The sequence below is a fragment of the Pseudomonas imrae genome (genome assembly GCF_046352735.2).
In the GTDB taxonomy this organism is placed as follows: domain Bacteria; phylum Pseudomonadota; class Gammaproteobacteria; order Pseudomonadales; family Pseudomonadaceae; genus Aquipseudomonas; species Aquipseudomonas imrae.
On record NZ_CP110853.2, the window covers coordinates 3,295,436 to 3,311,782 of the forward strand.

15 protein-coding genes are annotated in these 16,347 nt (G+C 61.1%); 4 read left to right on the forward strand and 11 right to left on the reverse strand.

What is annotated here, in order from left to right; genetic code table 11:
* Positions 1 to 98: 98 nt before the first annotated feature.
* The 5 genes from pqqA to pedF all read right to left on the reverse strand — a co-directional run bounded on the left by pqqA (position 99) and on the right by pedF (position 4,018).
* Positions 99 to 170 (reverse strand): pyrroloquinoline quinone precursor peptide PqqA, encoded by a 72-nt coding sequence (gene pqqA, locus OQ460_RS14635; RefSeq protein ID WP_010209364.1) that lies wholly within the window; start codon positions 168 to 170, stop codon positions 99 to 101.
* Between the two features lie 161 nt (positions 171 to 331).
* The gene (locus OQ460_RS14640) at positions 332 to 1,852 is read right to left on the reverse strand and encodes an aldehyde dehydrogenase family protein (RefSeq protein ID WP_410018167.1); all 1,521 of its coding nucleotides are present in this window, start codon (positions 1,850 to 1,852) and stop codon (positions 332 to 334) included.
* A 28-nt stretch (positions 1,853 to 1,880) separates the two neighbouring features.
* Positions 1,881 to 2,807 carry a quinoprotein relay system zinc metallohydrolase 1 gene (locus OQ460_RS14645; protein WP_410022013.1) on the reverse strand — a complete coding sequence of 309 codons (927 nt, stop codon included), beginning with the start codon at positions 2,805 to 2,807 and terminating at the stop codon, positions 1,881 to 1,883.
* Between the two features lie 2 nt (positions 2,808 to 2,809).
* Complete coding sequence (locus OQ460_RS14650; RefSeq protein WP_410018168.1) at positions 2,810 to 3,553, reverse strand: quinoprotein dehydrogenase-associated SoxYZ-like carrier; 744 nt, start codon at positions 3,551 to 3,553, stop codon at positions 2,810 to 2,812.
* Between the two features lie 3 nt (positions 3,554 to 3,556).
* Positions 3,557 to 4,018, reverse strand: a complete 462-nt coding sequence (gene pedF / locus OQ460_RS14655) for a cytochrome c-550 PedF (protein WP_410018169.1) — start codon at positions 4,016 to 4,018, stop codon at positions 3,557 to 3,559.
* Positions 4,019 to 4,272: 254 nt separating this feature from the next.
* Here pedF and exaA point away from each other — a divergent pair, with 254 nt between their 5' ends.
* Together exaA and OQ460_RS14665 are read left to right on the forward strand one after the other, a co-directional pair.
* Complete coding sequence (gene exaA / locus OQ460_RS14660; protein ID WP_410018170.1) at positions 4,273 to 6,165, forward strand: quinoprotein ethanol dehydrogenase; 1,893 nt, start codon at positions 4,273 to 4,275, stop codon at positions 6,163 to 6,165.
* 57 nt (positions 6,166 to 6,222) lie between these two features.
* Positions 6,223 to 6,861 carry a pentapeptide repeat-containing protein gene (locus tag OQ460_RS14665; RefSeq protein WP_410018171.1) on the forward strand — a complete coding sequence of 213 codons (639 nt, stop codon included), beginning with the start codon at positions 6,223 to 6,225 and terminating at the stop codon, positions 6,859 to 6,861.
* Between the two features lie 46 nt (positions 6,862 to 6,907).
* On the opposite strand, the gene OQ460_RS14670 is transcribed toward OQ460_RS14665, so the two are convergent.
* Entirely contained in the window at positions 6,908 to 7,534 is a 627-nt protein-coding gene (locus OQ460_RS14670; RefSeq protein WP_410018172.1) for a response regulator, read from the reverse strand.
* Between the two features lie 154 nt (positions 7,535 to 7,688).
* On the opposite strand from OQ460_RS14670, the gene OQ460_RS14675 reads away from it, so the two are divergent.
* Entirely contained in the window at positions 7,689 to 8,246 is a 558-nt protein-coding gene (locus OQ460_RS14675) for a PQQ-dependent catabolism-associated CXXCW motif protein (RefSeq protein ID WP_410018173.1), read from the forward strand.
* A 28-nt stretch (positions 8,247 to 8,274) separates the two neighbouring features.
* Positions 8,275 to 8,940, forward strand: a complete 666-nt coding sequence (locus OQ460_RS14680) for a response regulator (RefSeq protein WP_410018174.1) — start codon at positions 8,275 to 8,277, stop codon at positions 8,938 to 8,940.
* Positions 8,941 to 8,976: 36 nt separating this feature from the next.
* Here OQ460_RS14680 and nahK read toward each other — a convergent pair whose 3' ends face one another.
* The 5 genes from nahK to OQ460_RS14705 form a co-directional block, all read right to left on the reverse strand.
* Entirely contained in the window at positions 8,977 to 11,595 is a 2,619-nt protein-coding gene (gene nahK / locus OQ460_RS14685; RefSeq protein ID WP_410018175.1) for a hybrid sensor histidine kinase/response regulator NahK/ErcS', read from the reverse strand.
* Complete coding sequence (gene nosP / locus OQ460_RS14690) at positions 11,564 to 12,727, reverse strand: nitric oxide-sensing protein NosP (protein ID WP_410018176.1); 1,164 nt, start codon at positions 12,725 to 12,727, stop codon at positions 11,564 to 11,566. The genes nahK and nosP overlap by 32 nt, the downstream gene beginning before the upstream one ends.
* Before the next feature lie 155 nt (positions 12,728 to 12,882).
* Positions 12,883 to 14,055, reverse strand: coding sequence for a porin (locus OQ460_RS14695; RefSeq protein WP_410018177.1), 1,173 nt, complete (start codon positions 14,053 to 14,055; stop codon positions 12,883 to 12,885).
* A 155-nt stretch (positions 14,056 to 14,210) separates the two neighbouring features.
* A complete protein-coding gene (locus tag OQ460_RS14700; RefSeq protein ID WP_410018178.1) occupies positions 14,211 to 15,023 on the reverse strand; it encodes a sulfite exporter TauE/SafE family protein in 813 nt (270 codons plus the stop codon).
* Between the two features lie 9 nt (positions 15,024 to 15,032).
* Positions 15,033 to 16,277 (reverse strand): NAD(P)/FAD-dependent oxidoreductase, encoded by a 1,245-nt coding sequence (locus OQ460_RS14705; RefSeq protein ID WP_410018179.1) that lies wholly within the window; start codon positions 16,275 to 16,277, stop codon positions 15,033 to 15,035.
* Positions 16,278 to 16,347 lie beyond the last annotated feature (70 nt).

A 16,347-nucleotide genomic window follows, 5' to 3' on the forward strand; every position in this document is an offset into this window, starting at 1 on the left:
CCACACTAAACCATCCGCAGGTAAATGCAATCAGACCAAAGAGTAGCCCGTAGCAGCTGTCGAGCCACGGCGAGACAGCTGCTATCCAGGCTTGCGTCTCAGCGGCTGGCGAAGTACATGGTCACTTCAAAGCCGATACGCAGGTCGGTGAACGCGGGTTTAGTCCACATGGGGCGGTCCTCTTGTTGTGCCGGAAGATTCCGGTAGGGCTATTAATGCATGGGGCAGACGGTGGGCGAATGCTACTTTCGAGGGAGGTTGGGGGTGCGTTGGTATCACCCCTCCCCCTCTGGGGCGAGAGGTTGCCCCAACGCCAGGTACAAACCTGGGATCAAAAGAACCCCAGCGGATTGACATCATAGCTCACCAACAGATTCTTGGTCTGCTGATAATGATCCAGCATCATCTTGTGATTTTCCCGCCCGACCCCGGATTTCTTATACCCGCCAAACGCCGCATGCGCCGGGTACAAGTGATAGCAGTTGGTCCACACGCGCCCTGCCTTGATCGCCCGGCCCATGCGATACGCACGGTTGATATCGCGGGTCCACAACCCGGCGCCCAGGCCGAACTCGCTGTCGTTGGCAATCGCCAGGGCTTCGGCTTCATCCTTGAACGTAGTGATGCCCACCACCGGACCGAAGATTTCTTCCTGGAACACACGCATCTTGTTATGCCCCTTGAGCAGGGTCGGCTGGATGTAATAGCCGCTGGACAGGTCACCTTCCAGACGCTCGGCCGCGCCACCGGTGAGCAGCTCGGCGCCTTCTTCCTCAGCGATTTTCAGGTAGGAAAGGATCTTGTCGTATTGCTGCTCGGAAGCCTGGGCGCCGACCATGGTCTCGGTGTCCAGCGGGTTTCCGCGTTTGATCTTGACGATTTTCTTCATCACCTCGGCCATGAACGGCTCGTAGATCGACTCCTGCACCAACGCCCGCGACGGGCAGGTGCAGACTTCGCCCTGGTTGAAGAACGCCAGCACCAGGCCCTCGGCGGCCTTTTCGATAAACGCCGGTTCAGCACTCATGATGTCTTCAAAGAAAATGTTCGGGGACTTGCCACCCAGCTCCACAGTGGACGGAATGATGTTTTCGGCCGCTGCGTGCATGATGTGCGCGCCGATCGGGGTCGAGCCGGTAAAGGCAATCTTGGCGATGCGTTTGCTGGTGGCCAGCGCTTCACCGGCTTCACGGCCAAACCCCTGAACGATGTTCAGCACACCGGGTGGCAGTAAATCGGCAATCAGTTCGGCAAACACCGTAATCGACAGTGGCGTCTGCTCGGCCGGCTTGAGCACGATGCAGTTGCCGGCAGCGAGCGCCGGGGCCAGTTTCCAGGCGGCCATCAACAGCGGGAAGTTCCACGGGATGATCTGCCCGACCACGCCCAGCGGCTCGTGGAAGTGATAGGCGGCAGTCAGTTCGTTGATCTCGGCAGCACTGCCTTCCTGGGCACGAATGCAGCCGGCGAAATAACGGAAGTGGTCGGCGGCCAACGGCACGTCGGCGTTGAGGGTTTCACGCACGGCCTTGCCGTTGTCCCAGGTTTCGCTGACAGCCAGTACTTCGAGGTTCTGTTCAATGCGATCGGCGATTTTCAGCAACACCAGGGAGCGATCCTGGGCCGAGGTCTTGCCCCACGCATCGGCCGCGGCGTGAGCGGCGTCCAGGGCCTTGTCGATATCAGCGGCAGTGGAGCGGGGAAACTCGGCAATCACTGCGCCGGTGACCGGCGACGAATTGGTGAAGTATTGGCCATTGATCGGCGCAACGAACTCACCGCCGATGAAATTACCGTAGCGCGGTTTGAAAGTGACGATGGCGCCTGGGGTTCCGGGTTGTGCGTAGATCATGGTGAGGCCTCTGTTTTTTGTGATGTTGTCAGGGGTTTACGTGCTGCATCTGCTCACGTTCGTACTGCGGATACAGGTGGCTGACGCTGCGGATCAATTCGTAGCGAGTGAGGCTGATGGCGGCAAACCGCTGCGGGATCGGGCTGCGGATCAGCTCCGGCATATCGCGGCCGTGGCTGGCGCCGTCGCGCAGCAGTTGATCGAGCCAGCCGAGGTAGTCGCGCATCTGCTCGAAGGGCTTGGCATCGGTTGCCACCGGACCATGGCCAGGCACCACCAGGGTCCAGGGCAAACCTTGCAGGGTGGCGATATCCGCCAGCCAGGTCGCCAGTCCCGGGGTATGCGGTGTGGTCAGGGCACGCTGGTAAAACACCAGGTCTCCTGCAAACAGTACGCCGGTTTTTTCATCCATAATCGCCAAGTCGGCGCCACTGTGGCCGCCGAGTTCAAGCAGGCGTAAGGAATGGCTTCCGAACGTCATCACGCCTGGCACCAGGGCTTGGGTAGGCAACACCACTTCGGTGCCGCGCATCCAGTCGCCGACCATCCGATACAGGTTCTCGGCCATGCTGTCGCCCTGCTCGTGCAGCAACTGCGTGGTTCCCGCCAAGGCACCGATAGGCACGTCCTTGAAGACCTGGTTGCCCAGGGCATGGTCGGGGTGATGGTGAGTCAGCAGCACCTGGATCACCGGTTTATCGGTAACGCTGGCGATGGCCTGGCGCAACGCTTCGCCGTAGCGCCTGGACGGCCCGGTGTCGACCACGACTACACCGGGCTCGGTGACGATAAAGCCGACATTGACGATGTTGCCGCCGTTGTCCCGAGTAAAATTATCGGTGCTGCCCTCCAGCAACCAGGTGTTGTCAGCGATCTGTCGTGGCTTGAGGTGGTAGTCCAGATCAGCCAGCACTGGCAGGCTCAGGGCGATCAGCCACAATAGAATCCAGCGCAGGGTCACGGGATGTCCGCCTCGAATTGGCTGCCGCCAGTGTCGCGCAGCATCAGCCGGGTATGCCCCGGCCCTTCGATATCAAAGGCCAGGTTGGGATTTTCGCTGACGGCCGGGAACAGCTCCAGGCGCGCCAGCAGCTCACCGTCGGCAGCGCGCAGCTCGGCCTGGTTGATGAAAAACTCGGGAATGCCGCTGACCATGCCGTTATCCATGGGATGTGATACCTGCAGCTTTACGCGGCTCAACTCGGCACGTGGATAGCGCCCGCCGAACACCTCGCCCAGATGCTCTTCCCAGCCCGGCTGAGTCCTTGCCACGCTGGGCGCGGTGCAGCCGCCGCCTGCCGCGTCGATCAGGGTCGAACCGACATGCCACAGGCCATCCCTGGTCAACACGGCTGCACGCAACGGTGTGGCCTGCTCGATGCGGATACGGATCGACAGCCACGGCAGCACGCGTTCGCCGGGTTGGAAGTCGACAATTTCGGGCAGTGGATTAAGCTCGGCCCAGGCGAGGATTTTCACCACCTGGCCCTTGAACGCCCTGGCATCGATTTCCAACGGCACCTGACGTGCATCTTCGGCAAATGGCGGCGCCAGCAGCTTTACACGCTCGTCAAACACGAACGGGGCGTTGTCGAGAAAACGCTGGTGGTAATAGGCCCACATCACCGACGGCACCGGGTCGTCAGGTGCGCCCCAGGCGACCATTGGCAAACACAAGGCCCACAACCCGCAAAGGCGCATGGGTCATTCCTCTACGTATACACTGTCGAGGTACGTGCGCACTGCCCACAATGCCTCCTGGCTCAGATAATCGGCCATCTTCGGCATGTACACCCGGCCATCACGCACGGCGCCATGGCGCACCCGTTCAACGAACCACTCATCGCCGACATCGCCCTCATCGAGCATCCGCAGATCGGGGGCAATCCCGCCGGACTTGGCTTCCAGCCCGTGGCACGCCGCGCAGTTCTGGTTGTAGGCAGAGGCGCCGACTTCGATTGCCTTGTCTTTGTCCGGCGAGGTGCGATACGGGTTTATCGCGGCCCAGCCATCGGCGTCGAGCGGCACGCCGACGTCCTTGATCGGGGTCAGGCCTTTGGTTTCCACTGCGCTGGGCGTCACGTTGCCATGCGCCCAGGCGGTGCCTGCACTGATAGCGCCGGCCAGCAGGGCGGCAATGAGCAAGGCATTGCGTTTTGTTGTCATTGTTTTTCCCTCAGGTGTGCACGCAAAACCTCTTTGCAGAGGCTATGGCAACCATCTTAGAAAGCCTGCACCAGGCGCCGTATGCTGCTTTGGTGGTCGGCCCCTCCTCCCTTGGTAGTAGGGCTTGTGGGGCAGTGCCAAATCAGATGCGGTTCGGGAAATTGTCCCGGCAACATCGGGATATTTTCCGTATGCGTGCGCCCTTCCCAGACAGCAACCTGTGCAGGCCAAAACCTCCACTGGGAACTGCAACCATGACAATAAGATCGCTACCCGCCCTCTCACCGCTGTGCCTTGCCGTGCAGGCTTTCCTGCTGGCCGGCAGCCTGACCTTGAGTGCGGCAAGCTTCGCCGCCGCCACGCCTGCAAAACAGACGCAAAACGTGACGTGGGAAGACATCGCCAATGATCACTTGAGCACCAAGGACGTCCTGCAATACGGCATGGGCACCAATGCCCAGCGTTGGAGCCCGCTGGCCCAGGTCAACGACCAGAACGTGTTCAAGTTGACGCCGGCCTGGTCCTACTCGTTCGGGGATGAGAAGCAGCGCGGCCAGGAATCCCAGGCCATCGTCAGCGACGGCGTGGTGTATGTCACCGGCTCGTATTCGCGGGTCTTCGCCCTCGACGCCAAGACCGGCAAGCGCCTGTGGACCTACAGCCACCGCCTGCCCGACAACATTCGCCCGTGCTGTGACGTGGTCAACCGCGGGGCGGCGATCTTCGGCGACAAAATCTACTTCGGCACCCTCGATGCGCGCCTGGTGGCCCTCGACAAAAACACCGGCAAAGTGGTGTGGAACAAGAAATTCGGCGACCACGCCGCCGGTTACACCATGACCGGCGCCCCGGTGCTGATCAAAGACAAAGTCAGCGGCAAAGTGCTGCTGATCCACGGCAGCTCCGGCGATGAATTCGGCGTGGTCGGCCAATTGTATGCACGCGACCCGGACACCGGTGAAGAAGTGTGGATGCGCCCGTTCGTGGAGGGCCACATGGGCCGTCTCAACGGCAAGGACAGCACGCCGACCGGCGACGTCAAGGCGCCGTCCTGGCCGGATGATCCGAATACCGAAACCGGCAAGGTCGAGGCCTGGAGCCACGGCGGCGGCGCGCCCTGGCAGAGCGCCAGCTTCGATCCCGAAACCAACACCATCATCGTCGGCGCCGGCAACCCTGGCCCTTGGAACACCTGGGCACGTACCTCCAAGGACGGCAACCCCCACGACTTTGACAGCCTCTACACCTCCGGCCAAGTCGGCGTCGATCCAAGCACCGGCGAAGTGAAATGGTTCTACCAGCACACGCCAAACGACGCCTGGGATTTCTCCGGGAACAACGAACTGGTGCTGTTCGACTACAAGGACAAGGATGGCAAGGTGGTCAAGGCCACCGGTCACGCAGACCGCAACGGTTTCTTCTACGTGGTGGACCGTAACAACGGCAAATTGCAGAACGCCTTCCCCTTCGTCGACAACATCACCTGGGCTAGCCACATCGACCTGAAAACCGGGCGTCCCGTGGAGAACGAAGGCCAGCGCCCGGCCAAGCCTCTGCCGGGAGAAACCAAGGGCAAGCCGGTGGAAGTCTCGCCGCCGTTCCTGGGCGGCAAGAACTGGAACCCCATGGCCTACAGCCAGGACACCGGGCTGTTCTACATTCCTGGCAACCAGTGGAAAGAGGAATACTGGACCGAGGAAGTCAGTTACAAGAAAGGCTCGGCCTACCTGGGCATGGGTTTCCGCATCAAGCGCATGTATGACGACCACGTCGGCACGTTGCGGGCGATGAATCCGACTACCGGCAAGGTGGTCTGGGAGCACAAGGAACAGCTGCCCTTGTGGGCAGGTGTATTGGCAACCAAGGGCAACCTGGTGTTCACCGGCACCGGCGATGGCTTCTTCAAGGCCTTCGATGCCAAGACCGGCAAGGAGTTGTGGAAATTCCAGACCGGCAGCGGCATCGTCTCCCCACCCATCACCTGGGAACAGGATGGCGAGCAATACATCGGCGTCACTGTCGGCTATGGCGGCGCGGTCCCGCTGTGGGGTGGCGACATGGCCGAGTTGACCAAGCCGGTGGCACAAGGTGGTTCGTTCTGGGTGTTCAAGATCCCGAGCTGGGATATGAAGACCGCACACAAATAGCCCTCAGCCGGGAGAGCCGATGGGCTCTTCCGGCTTCCCTTCTCAAGAGGCCTTGCCATGAACCTCCTGCCTTTACTGCTCCTGCTAAGCCTGCCCCTCGCCCAAGCCGACGACGCACCGCTGGTCATCAACGGCTGCACCATCGCCGAGCACAGCCAGTGCCCCGGCGCCAACCTCAAGGGCGCCAACCTGCGCAATCAGAACTTGAGCAAGATGAACCTGGCTGGCGCCGATTTGCGTGACGCCGACCTGCGCCATGCCAACCTCGACCTGGCCAATCTGGAAAAAGCTCAACTGCAGGGCGCCAACCTGACCCGCGCCAGCCTGCAACAAAGCAACCTGCGCCTCGCCGACTTGAGCGGCGCAACCCTGGTGGCCGTGCAGGGTTGGGGCATGTTTGCCCAGGGCGCACAGTTCGAAAACGCCGACCTCAGCGCCGCCTACCTGCAATTTGCCCGTCTGTCCGGCGCCAAGTTGCACAAAGCCAACCTGCGGGCGGCCGACCTGGAAATGACCTGGCTGAGCAAGGCCGACCTGCAAGGCGCCGACCTCAGTAATGCCAATCTGCAAGAAGCCAAGTTCGGTGAAAGCAATCTCGAACAGGCAACCCTGAGCGGGACCCGCCAGCACTATGCAAATTTCCAGGATGCGAACATGGAGGGCTGCACCGACTGCCCGACTACCTGGGATCGCTAAGCCACCGCCTCTCAAAATGTGTGCGGGTTTGTGTGGGAGCATCCGGTCAACCAGCGATCCGCACAACACCCATGTCGATCCCAAGGTGTACCAACTCGGCATGTGAAGTGACCTGCAGTTTGCTCTTGAGCAAGGTCAGGTAGTTGGACACGGTCTTGCTGCTCAGGCTCAGTTGCATCGCGATGGAGCGGGTCGGTGTGCCCCTGGCAAGCATCAGGAAGATCTCCAGTTCGCGCGGGGTCACGCCCTGCAGGCGGTGATCGTCGCCGTGGTAGGCAAGCTCAGTGGCCAACGCCTGTTCGATATAGGTATGACCGTCGAGGATGCGCTGCACCGCTTCGCTCATCACCTCTGGCGTCGCGCTCTTGGTGATATAGCCCGAAGCGCCGGCCTCCAGGGCCTGGCGTACCAGCGGCAGCTCGGCATGCTGGCTGAAAAACAGCACGCGCAATTGCGGCAGGCGCTGGCGCAGGCGGCGAGTGGTCTCCAGGCCGCTGATACCCGGCAGGCCAAAGCCAGTGATCAAAAGGTTCGGTACCGCCTCCTGTACCCGCAGCAACGCCTCTTCGCCGTTGCTGGCTTCCCGCACGTGCACACCAGGCAGCAAGGCGCGCAGCAGGCCGGCATAGCCCAGGCGTACCACAGCGTGGTCATCGACCAGCAGAATATTCATGGCGCCTCCAATGGCAGCATCTGTCGCCCATGCTAGAACTCCCCGGGACTGCGCGACTTACTACTTTGGTACTGGTTTTCCTGTCTATCGTCGCATTCCCAAGGCACCGGGACTGGCGTGTAATAGGCGCATAACGAGAAGGATTGGACCTGCCATGCTGCCTGCCCGATTGCCATTGCTGGCATTGCTTTGCCTGTTCGTCGGGATCCCTGCGGCCCAGGCACAGGCTCCGCTGTTTTCCGCCGAAGGCTACCGCGTCAGCTTGTATCGCAGTCCGACACCCGATCACCTGCCTGGGGCAACCATCGTCGACACCGCCACCCTGCAGGCCTTGCTGACGCAGGCGCCAGCCCCGGTGTTGATCGACGTCTACCGCCGCCAGTGGCTGCAAGGGCGCTTTATCGAAGACCAGCCTCACGCCAATCTGCCAGGCAGCCATTGGCTGGCCAATACCGGCGACGGCGACCTCACACCCGAGTGGCAGGGCTACTTCGTGCGCCATTTGTATAGTTCCACGGGCGGCGACCTGACACGGCCGCTGGTGTTCTACTGTCGCTCCGATTGCTGGCTGAGTTGGAACGCGGTAAAACGAGCCATCAACCTCGGTTATAGCCGCGTGTACTGGTACCGCGATGGACTGGATGCCTGGGAGGCCGCGAAACTGCCACTGACGGCGGCACAACCTGAGCCATTTGTGCTTATTACCCCTTAGAACAATCACAACAAAAAGGTGAACGGCCATGTACAAAATTCTGATTGCCGATGATCACCCGCTGTTTCGCGAAGCGATTCATAACGTCATCAGCGATGGCTTTGCCGGCAGCGAAGTCATGGAAACCGCCGACCTGGACAGCGCCCTGGCCCTGACCCGTGAGCACGACGATCTGGACCTGATCCTGCTGGACCTGAACATGCCCGGCATGCACGGCCTCAATGGCCTGATCAACTTGCGAAACGAAGCGCCGACGATTCCGGTGGTAATCGTCTCCGCCGAGCAGGACAAGCAGATCGTGCTGCAAGCCATCACCTACGGTGCGGTCGGTTTCATCACCAAATCCTCACCACGGGCGCAGATGACCGAGGCGATCCAGCAGATCCTCAACGGCAATGTCTACCTTCCCCCGGACATCATCCGCACCCAGAAAAACAGCAGCCCGCGGCGCATGAACGACAACCCGGCCTTCGCCCCGGAGCTGCTCCAGGCCTTGACGCGCAAACAACTGCTGGTGTTGGAGCGCATGACCAAGGGTGAATCGAACAAACAGATTGCGTATACCCTGGAGATTGCCGAGACGACGGTGAAGGCCCATGTGTCAGCGATCCTGCGCAAGCTGAATGTGCATAATCGAGTGCAGGCGATTCTGAGTGCGGGGGATATTGATTTCGGGTCTTATCTGAGACGGTGAGGGGTTGAGAACCACCCTAGCCCTCTCCCCAGAGGGCTAGGGTGAGAGGCGACCCTTAGCCCCATCTCCCCCAAGCAGATACCCCATCGCCATCTTCAATTTCATCGGCCGCACCGGCTTGTGCATCAACGTGTGCCCCAATTCCCGAATCTGCTGCTTGAGCTCATTACTGTAATTGGCGGTAATCATCATCGCCGGTATGGCAGTGGCGCGCCGGGCATTGATCCTGGCCACCGCATCCACGCCATTTTGCTCATCGTCCAAGTGGTAATCGGCGATCAGCAAATCGGCGTCGGCATGATAGTTGTCCACCTGGCGCGCCAGGTCCTGTTCCGACAACGCAGTGATCACCTGGCAGCCCCAACCTTCCAGCAGCGTACGCATGCCGGCGCAGATCGCCGCGTCGTTGTCCAACACCCAGACCCGCGCGCCCTGCAGGCGTTCAAGCAGCGGCTCGCTCATGACCGGCATCGGCAAGGCTTTAGGCGCAGTTGCGCTCAGCGGCACCTCGACACAAAACATCGAACCTTTGCCGGGCCAGGAGCGCACGGTGATCCGGTGCCCAAGGATCCCGGCGATTTTCTCTACAATTGCCAGCCCCAGGCCCAGCCCGCGATCCTGGTCCGGGCGCTGCACATCGCCGCGCTTGAACTCCTGGAAAATCTCCTCCAGACGCTCCTCGGCGATGCCCATGCCACTGTCCCAGACCTGGATCGACAAGCGTTGTTGATGACGGCGACAGCCCAACAGCACACGGCCTTCGCTGGTATAGCGAATAGCGTTGCTCAACAGGTTGCGCAAGATCCTGGCCAGCAGCTGGATGTCGCTGCGCACCAGCGCCGAACAGCGGATGAAATGCAGCGTCAGCCCTTCACTGCGCGCGACGTGGGTATATTCGGCAGCCAGGTTGCCCAGCAACTCGTCCAGGGCGAACGGCGCTATATCGGCCTTGATCACCCCGGCATCGAGCTTGGAAATATCCACCAGGGTACCCAGCAGGTTTTCTACATCTTCCAGGGAGTTGCTGACATTGCGCACCAGCGTCTCGTTGGCCACGGACTCGCGGCGCTCGAGCAACGCGCCGGTAAACAAACGTGCAGCGTTGAGCGGTTGCAGCAGGTCATGGCTGACCGCCGCCAGGAACTTGGTTTTCGACAGGTTGGCCCGCTCGGCCTCCAGCTTGGCCTCTCGCAGGCGTGACTCGACGCGGCGGCGCTCGTCGATTTCACGCAGCAGTTGATCGTTGAGGCAGGTCAGTTCGGCGGTACGTTCGCGCACCCGCAACTCCAGGTTCTGGTAGGCCTGATGCAACGCTTCGGCGGTGCGGCGGCGCTCGGTGATGTCGCGGATCAGCACAAAGATCCCCACCACCTCGCCATTGGCCAGGCGGTTGGGCACGTAGGAACGCAGCATGTAACGCTCCTGGTTGTTGATATTGGTTTCCGCAAACTCAAAGGTCACGCTCTCACCCGCCAGCGCCCGCGCGACGTAGGCTTCCAGCCGCTGGTAATGCTGCTCGCTGTGGGCCTCGCGCAGGCTCTGGCCGAGCATCACGCCGCGGGGCCAGCAGTACCATTGCTCGTAGACTTTATTGGTGAACTCATAGACCAGGTCGGCATTGAGGTAAGCAATCAACGCCGGCACATGGTCGGTAATCAGGCGAATCCAGCGCGCGCTTTCGCTCAAGGTCTGGGCGTGCTGATAGCGTTCGGTGATGTCGGTAAAGGTGTTGACAAAGCCGCCGGTAGGCAGCGGGTGCGTGCGAATTTCCAGGACCCGCCCATCCATCAGGCGCTGTTCGCACTCTTGCATCAGGCGACCATTGGCATCGCGGCTGGCGGGCGTGAGTAAATGCAACTCACTGTCGGCGATCACTTCGGCGAACAATCGATGGGCGGCGACCGGCGCCAGCCCACTGAGCTCCAGGAAACGGCGGTTCCACAACTCCAGGACGCCCTCGGCACTGACCATCGCCACGCCCTGGGAAAGGTTGTCCACCGCCCGTTGCAACAGGTGCGACTTCTGCGCCACTGCCTGTTCGCGACGCGCGGTTTCGCTGCGCTTGACATCGGTGATGTCGGTGAACAGAAACACCCGCCCACCGTCCTGGGTCGGTCGCTCGCTGACTTGCAGCCAGCGGCCATTGTGCAGGCGGTAAAACAGATTTCCCTGGTCATGCCCACGGCTTTCTTCGGCAAACAGGCCGGTGGTGGACATCAGCCGCTTGACCTCCTCCAGCCGCATGCCTGCGATGAGCCGCACCTGGCTGTTGCGCCAGAACGCCTTGAAGCGGCTGTTGCACAGCACGATTCGCTGCTGCTGATCGAACAGGACAAAAGCGTCGGAAATGCTTTCGATTGCATCGATCAGGTGCTGGTGCGCGGTTTCCGCCCGCAACCGCGCATCGCTGAGCAGATGGTTGCTGGCCTTGAGTTCGGCCATCGCCTGGTTCAGCGCATCAGTGCGCTCGCGAACCTGCTCAGCCAACACCACCGAGTGCTGGAACACCGCATAGGGGTCATTGCCCCGCGCCAAGCCCGATTCGACGCGTTCGATCAGGGCCGCGTTGATGCGTTGCAGCTTGTGGTTTTCCTGCTGCAACGCGCTGACCTGGGCCTTGAGTTCAGCGATGTCCAGGGGCGCGACCGCGGGCAATGGCGACCCCGGTGAAGGTCTGGTTGATGTGCATGCCATTGAACTGTTCTCCGTAGGTGTTGAAACCCATCACCCGCTGCTCGCGTAAAAAACCGCCGATCTGCTCCAGGGTGCCGTGCTCTTCCAGCTCCAGGCGCCGCAAAAAACAGTCACAGCCAATGGTCAGCAATAAATCGCCAAGACGTGCCTGCAGGCCGTCGAACAGGGTTTGCAGGTTCGGCAGGATCGGCCCGGGCGTCATCGCGGTGAGGACGATGCCGTTTTCCACCGCGCAGTAGAAGCTCAGGCTCAAGTCCGCGTGGACTTGCTGGATCGCGCGCACGTAATACTGGTCGTTGATCCGTACCGCCAACGGATGGGCGGCGAAAATCCGGTGGTCCAATTGCCCCACCGACACCCCAATGTGCCGGGCGTATTCCTGGGCGGCGGGCTCGGCGTTGAGCTCGAAAACCCGGCGCGACGTGCTGTCGGCACCGGTCACCACCAGTTTTTGTGCCCTGGGCAGGATGTGGTGGGTGGTGAACACTTCAAAATCCAGCCAGGTATTGACCAGCACCACCACCGCCGCGCCGCTGTGGAAGGCCCCGTCGAAATACACATGGGTGTGCGTCAGGTGATTGTCGTCGCCCGCCGAGCCGCCAAAATGCGGGATGTCTCCCAAGGCGGCGCTGAGGGCGGCAAGGACCATTTCTTCGCGACTGGATAGGCCGTCGAGCAGGGTCAGGGCAAAGGTGTTGCCCTTGATTGGCGCCAGGGTGTTGCTGCGGCAGCCACCCACCAGGCGCTCGACCATTTGCTGGGCGTCAATCAGACTGAAGCGCTCCACCTGGTCGATCAATTCAGTGGCGATGGAAAAGTGCCGATGATCAAAGCCCACCGCCGTCACGCAGTTGCGCCCGTAGCCTTGGGCTGTGATCTCGCCGGCGCTGGTGCAACCCACCACGCGAATCCCGCCGAAGCTGTGCTGCAGCGCCTGGCCGAGGTTTTTCAGATCGTAGGTGGCGGAGCAGAAGAACAGCACGAAACCGAGGTGGGGGTGCAACAACTGGCGCGTCAATTCATCGGCCACTTGCCGGGCATCGGTGGCCTGGGACATGGCAGTGACAACGCCTTCGCTCTGGACCTGTTGCATGCTCGACTCCCCCGCCTTTGAGGCTCAAGTTTACGAAGGTGGGGAGAGTCGACCTATGCTACTTGGGTAGCGGGTTGGGGGTTCGATGGGATGAGAGCCATCAAGGGTCGATGGCTCGCCATGACTTCACTGTGTACGTCATGGCTATATCCGTATCACCAGGTCAGCACAGCGCCCACCGCAAACGTATCGGTGTCCTCATTCTGCGCGTCACTGTCATGGCCCTCGATCTGGAACTGGTTGTACTCGGCCACCAATTTCAAGTTGTCGTTGATGTCATGAAACAACGCAATGCCACGGGTTTCATAATCGGCACCGCTGCCGACCACGCCGTTGCCGTCATCCTTGGTCTTGCCGTAGGACAACGCCAGGCGGTTCTTGCCCAGCTTGTACGAGCCCTGCAAGAGGTAGCCATTGCTGTCGACATTGCGCAACGTCGCCTCACCGGCATTGTTGGTGAAAAATGGATTGATGCCCTTGGCCTGGAAGCCCGAGCCGGTCAGCGACAAACCGCCCATTTTCGCCTGCACACCGTAACCCAGGCCCTTGGAAGTCACTGACTCCACGCTGGAGTCGGTATTGTCCGAGGTCTGGTAAGTACCGTTGAGCCAGCTGTAGATCTTCGCCCCACCGACGTCGAACTGGTAGGTGATCTCGCTCTCGGTGCGTGGGTTCTTCTGGTACGCCTTGCCCAGTGGGCTGCTGTCGTTGGTGTCTACCGGGTCCATGATGCCTACGGCCACCCGCAACCCTTCCATCACCGGGGTGCGATAGGTGATCTGCGAGGTCGGGAACGGGTACGGATAGCCGCTGCCGATATTGCCGAATGACACCCCGCCACCGTCCACAAGACCCAGGCTGTCGCTGACCTGGCCATAACCGGCGAGCAATTCGTCCAGCAGGATGTTGGAGCGGGCAAACAGGCCAAAATCCTTGCCGATCAGCACTTCGCCCCATCCTGGATTGGCCACGGTGCCGTAGAACTGGCGCACGTCGATGGCGGTGTCGGTGCCGTTGGTTTCGCTGTCATTGATCGTCACCCAGAACGAAGCACGGGCGCCGAGCTTGAGGTCGTCGACCTGCTTGCCCATGTTGAAACCCAGGTAGTTGGGCAAGAACCCCATCTTCACCCGGGCCTGACGCCGGTCGTACTGCTCGCCGGCACGGTCCACGTCACTGTTGACGTAAAACGCGTTGACGTATCCATCCGTGGAGAATGTGGTTTCGTCCTTGTCGTACAGGACGATCTCGGCTTCAGCGGCCGAGCTCAGAGCGAGGCTGACGATAAACACAGGCAACAGACGTGGGAAGTTCTTATTGTTATGCATGGTGCGCTCCGCAACGGGGACTTGATGTCGGAGGCGATTATCGAAAGCGCGACGGCGCGCTCATAGGCTGCATTGGAGGGAAATGGCGGCTCCTTTAGGCGGGCCAACGACGCCTCGCCAAAGGCCCGCCACTAAGGGATTAAGCCTGGTAGCGCTTATGTCGCAACGAAGGCATTGAACAGCATGCCGGCTGCAACCATCACACACAGGCTGGCAAAGCCGACCTGCAACACGCGGGCCTTGATCAATGAGCCCAGGCGCCGACCGGCGAGCATGCCGACGATGCTGGCGCCGATGAACACCCAGCCCATCGCGTCGATACTCACCCCGGCATGAAACGCACCGACCACGCCGATCAGGGATATCAGGCTGATCACCATCAGCGACGTGGCAACAATGCCGCGCATCTGTACATCGGTCAGTTGCTTGAACGCCGGCACGATCAGGAAACCGCCACCCACTCCCAACAACCCCGACACCGCGCCCGTCACTGCGCCCAGCGCAGCCAGGGTCGCGGTACATTTGGCTGTCCACGCAAAACGGCCGGTCTGCTGATCGAGCATGCAGTTCTTTTGCCCCCAGGAAGCGGCGCCATGGTCGCTGGGGCCGATCTCAACCTTCTCGCGCCGCAACATGCGCCACGCCACCAACACCATCAGCACGCTGAACAGAGCCATCAGGATCTTGTCCGGCAGTTGATGGGCAAAAAACACACCCAGCGGCGAAAACAATGCCCCGAGCAAGGCGATCAACAGCGCGGCGCGATAGCGCACCAGGCCATGACGCAAACCGTCGATTGCCCCGACTGCCGCTGCCGCGCCGACCGCGAACAACGAAACCGGCGCCGCCTCGGTCATGCTCAAGCCCAACCCCAGAACCAATGCCGGTACCCCGAGAATGCCCCCCCCGGCCCCGGTCAACCCCATGACCAGGCCCATGATCACACCAAAAAAACTTGCCAGCAGCATAGGGCTCTCTCAATCCACCTTGGACAAACGGGTCAGCCACTCACGGCCCTTGAGCATGCCGTTCCAGTAGAACCACGGCAGCAACGTCGCCTTGAGAAACCATGCCGAACGCCGGGCTACCGTGGGGTCAAGGGGGAAAGTGGGTAACAGTTTGCCGCCATAGCCAAACTCGGCCAGCACCACCTTGCCCTTCTCCACCGTCAGCGGGCAGGAGCCATAGCCGTCGTACTTGAGCGGCAGCGGCGCCTGTTTGCGCAAGGCCAGCAGGTTTTGCGCAACCACGACGATTTGCTTGCGCACGGCTGCAGCAGTCTTGGCGTTGCTGGTAGAGCACACGTCCCCGAGCGCGAAGATGTGCGGGTAACGCAGATGCTGCAGGCTGTGGGGATTGACCTCACACCAGCCGGCGGCGTCGGCCAAGGGGCTGTGACGGATAAACTCCGGGGCCTCCTGGGGTGGAACCACGTGCAGCATGTCGAAGGCTTTTTCTTCGACGCGAAGATTGCCCTCGGCGTCCTTGACCTCGAACCAGGTCTTGCGCGCCGGACCGTCGACCTTGACCAGGTTGGCGTTGAACGCCAGTCGCGCGCCATATTTCTCGACGTAGTTCATCAACGGCGGCACAAACGTCGCCACGCCGAACAGCGCAGCACCCGCCAGGTTGAATTCCACATCAATGTTTTTCAGATCTCCTTGCCCGAGCCAGTGATCACAGGACAGGTACATGGCCTTTTGCGGCGCACCGGCGCATTTGATCGGCATGGCCGGCTGGGTGAAGATCGCCTTGCCGCCTTTCAATTGCTGCACCAGTTGCCAGGTGTAGGCGGCGTGCTGGTAGCTGTAGTTGGAGGTCACGCCGTTCTGGCCCAGAGTCTGTTGCAGACCTTCTATTTTCTCCCAGGCCAGGCGCAGGCCGGGGCAGACGATCAGGTTATTCCAGGTCACCCGCTGGCCGCTGTCGAGAACCAGGGTGCGTTCGCCAGGCAGCAACGCGGTAACCGCCGCTTGTACCCAGGCCACGCCATCGGGCAGCACCTGGGCCATGGGTCGCATGGTTTTGCGCACGTCATAGGCGCCGCCGCCCACCAGGGTCCAGGCGGGTTGGTAATAGTGTTCGTCGTTGGGTTCGATCAGGGTGATATTCAGGTGGGGATCGCGCTTGAGCAGGCTGGCCAGCAGGCCGATGCCTGCCGAGCCACCGCCAATGACCACGATATCGCCACTGATGGTTGCTCCACAGTGTTGGTCGTTCATGTTCTAACGCCTTATCTATTGAAATGCACACAAGGGTCGTTGCTGTATAGCGTCACGCCCGGCGCTGGAC

What these genes read in the sequence shown, in the direction of transcription:
- OQ460_RS14640 (WP_410018167.1), bottom strand. Translation starts at nt 1,852, where the DNA reads ATGATCTACGCACAACCCGGAACCCCAGGCGCCATCGTCACTTTCAAA.
- OQ460_RS14650 (WP_410018168.1), bottom strand. Translation starts at nt 3,553, where the DNA reads ATGCGCCTTTGCGGGTTGTGGGCCTTGTGTTTGCCAATGGTCGCCTGG.
- pedF (WP_410018169.1), bottom strand. Translation starts at nt 4,018, where the DNA reads ATGACAACAAAACGCAATGCCTTGCTCATTGCCGCCCTGCTGGCCGGC.
- exaA (WP_410018170.1), top strand. Translation starts at nt 4,273, where the DNA reads ATGACAATAAGATCGCTACCCGCCCTCTCACCGCTGTGCCTTGCCGTG.
- OQ460_RS14665 (WP_410018171.1), top strand. Translation starts at nt 6,223, where the DNA reads ATGAACCTCCTGCCTTTACTGCTCCTGCTAAGCCTGCCCCTCGCCCAA.
- OQ460_RS14670 (WP_410018172.1), bottom strand. Translation starts at nt 7,534, where the DNA reads ATGAATATTCTGCTGGTCGATGACCACGCTGTGGTACGCCTGGGCTAT.
- OQ460_RS14675 (WP_410018173.1), top strand. Translation starts at nt 7,689, where the DNA reads ATGCTGCCTGCCCGATTGCCATTGCTGGCATTGCTTTGCCTGTTCGTC.
- OQ460_RS14680 (WP_410018174.1), top strand. Translation starts at nt 8,275, where the DNA reads ATGTACAAAATTCTGATTGCCGATGATCACCCGCTGTTTCGCGAAGCG.
- nosP (WP_410018176.1), bottom strand. Translation starts at nt 12,727, where the DNA reads ATGCAACAGGTCCAGAGCGAAGGCGTTGTCACTGCCATGTCCCAGGCC.
- OQ460_RS14695 (WP_410018177.1), bottom strand. Translation starts at nt 14,055, where the DNA reads ATGCATAACAATAAGAACTTCCCACGTCTGTTGCCTGTGTTTATCGTC.
- OQ460_RS14700 (WP_410018178.1), bottom strand. Translation starts at nt 15,023, where the DNA reads ATGCTGCTGGCAAGTTTTTTTGGTGTGATCATGGGCCTGGTCATGGGG.
- OQ460_RS14705 (WP_410018179.1), bottom strand. Translation starts at nt 16,277, where the DNA reads ATGAACGACCAACACTGTGGAGCAACCATCAGTGGCGATATCGTGGTC.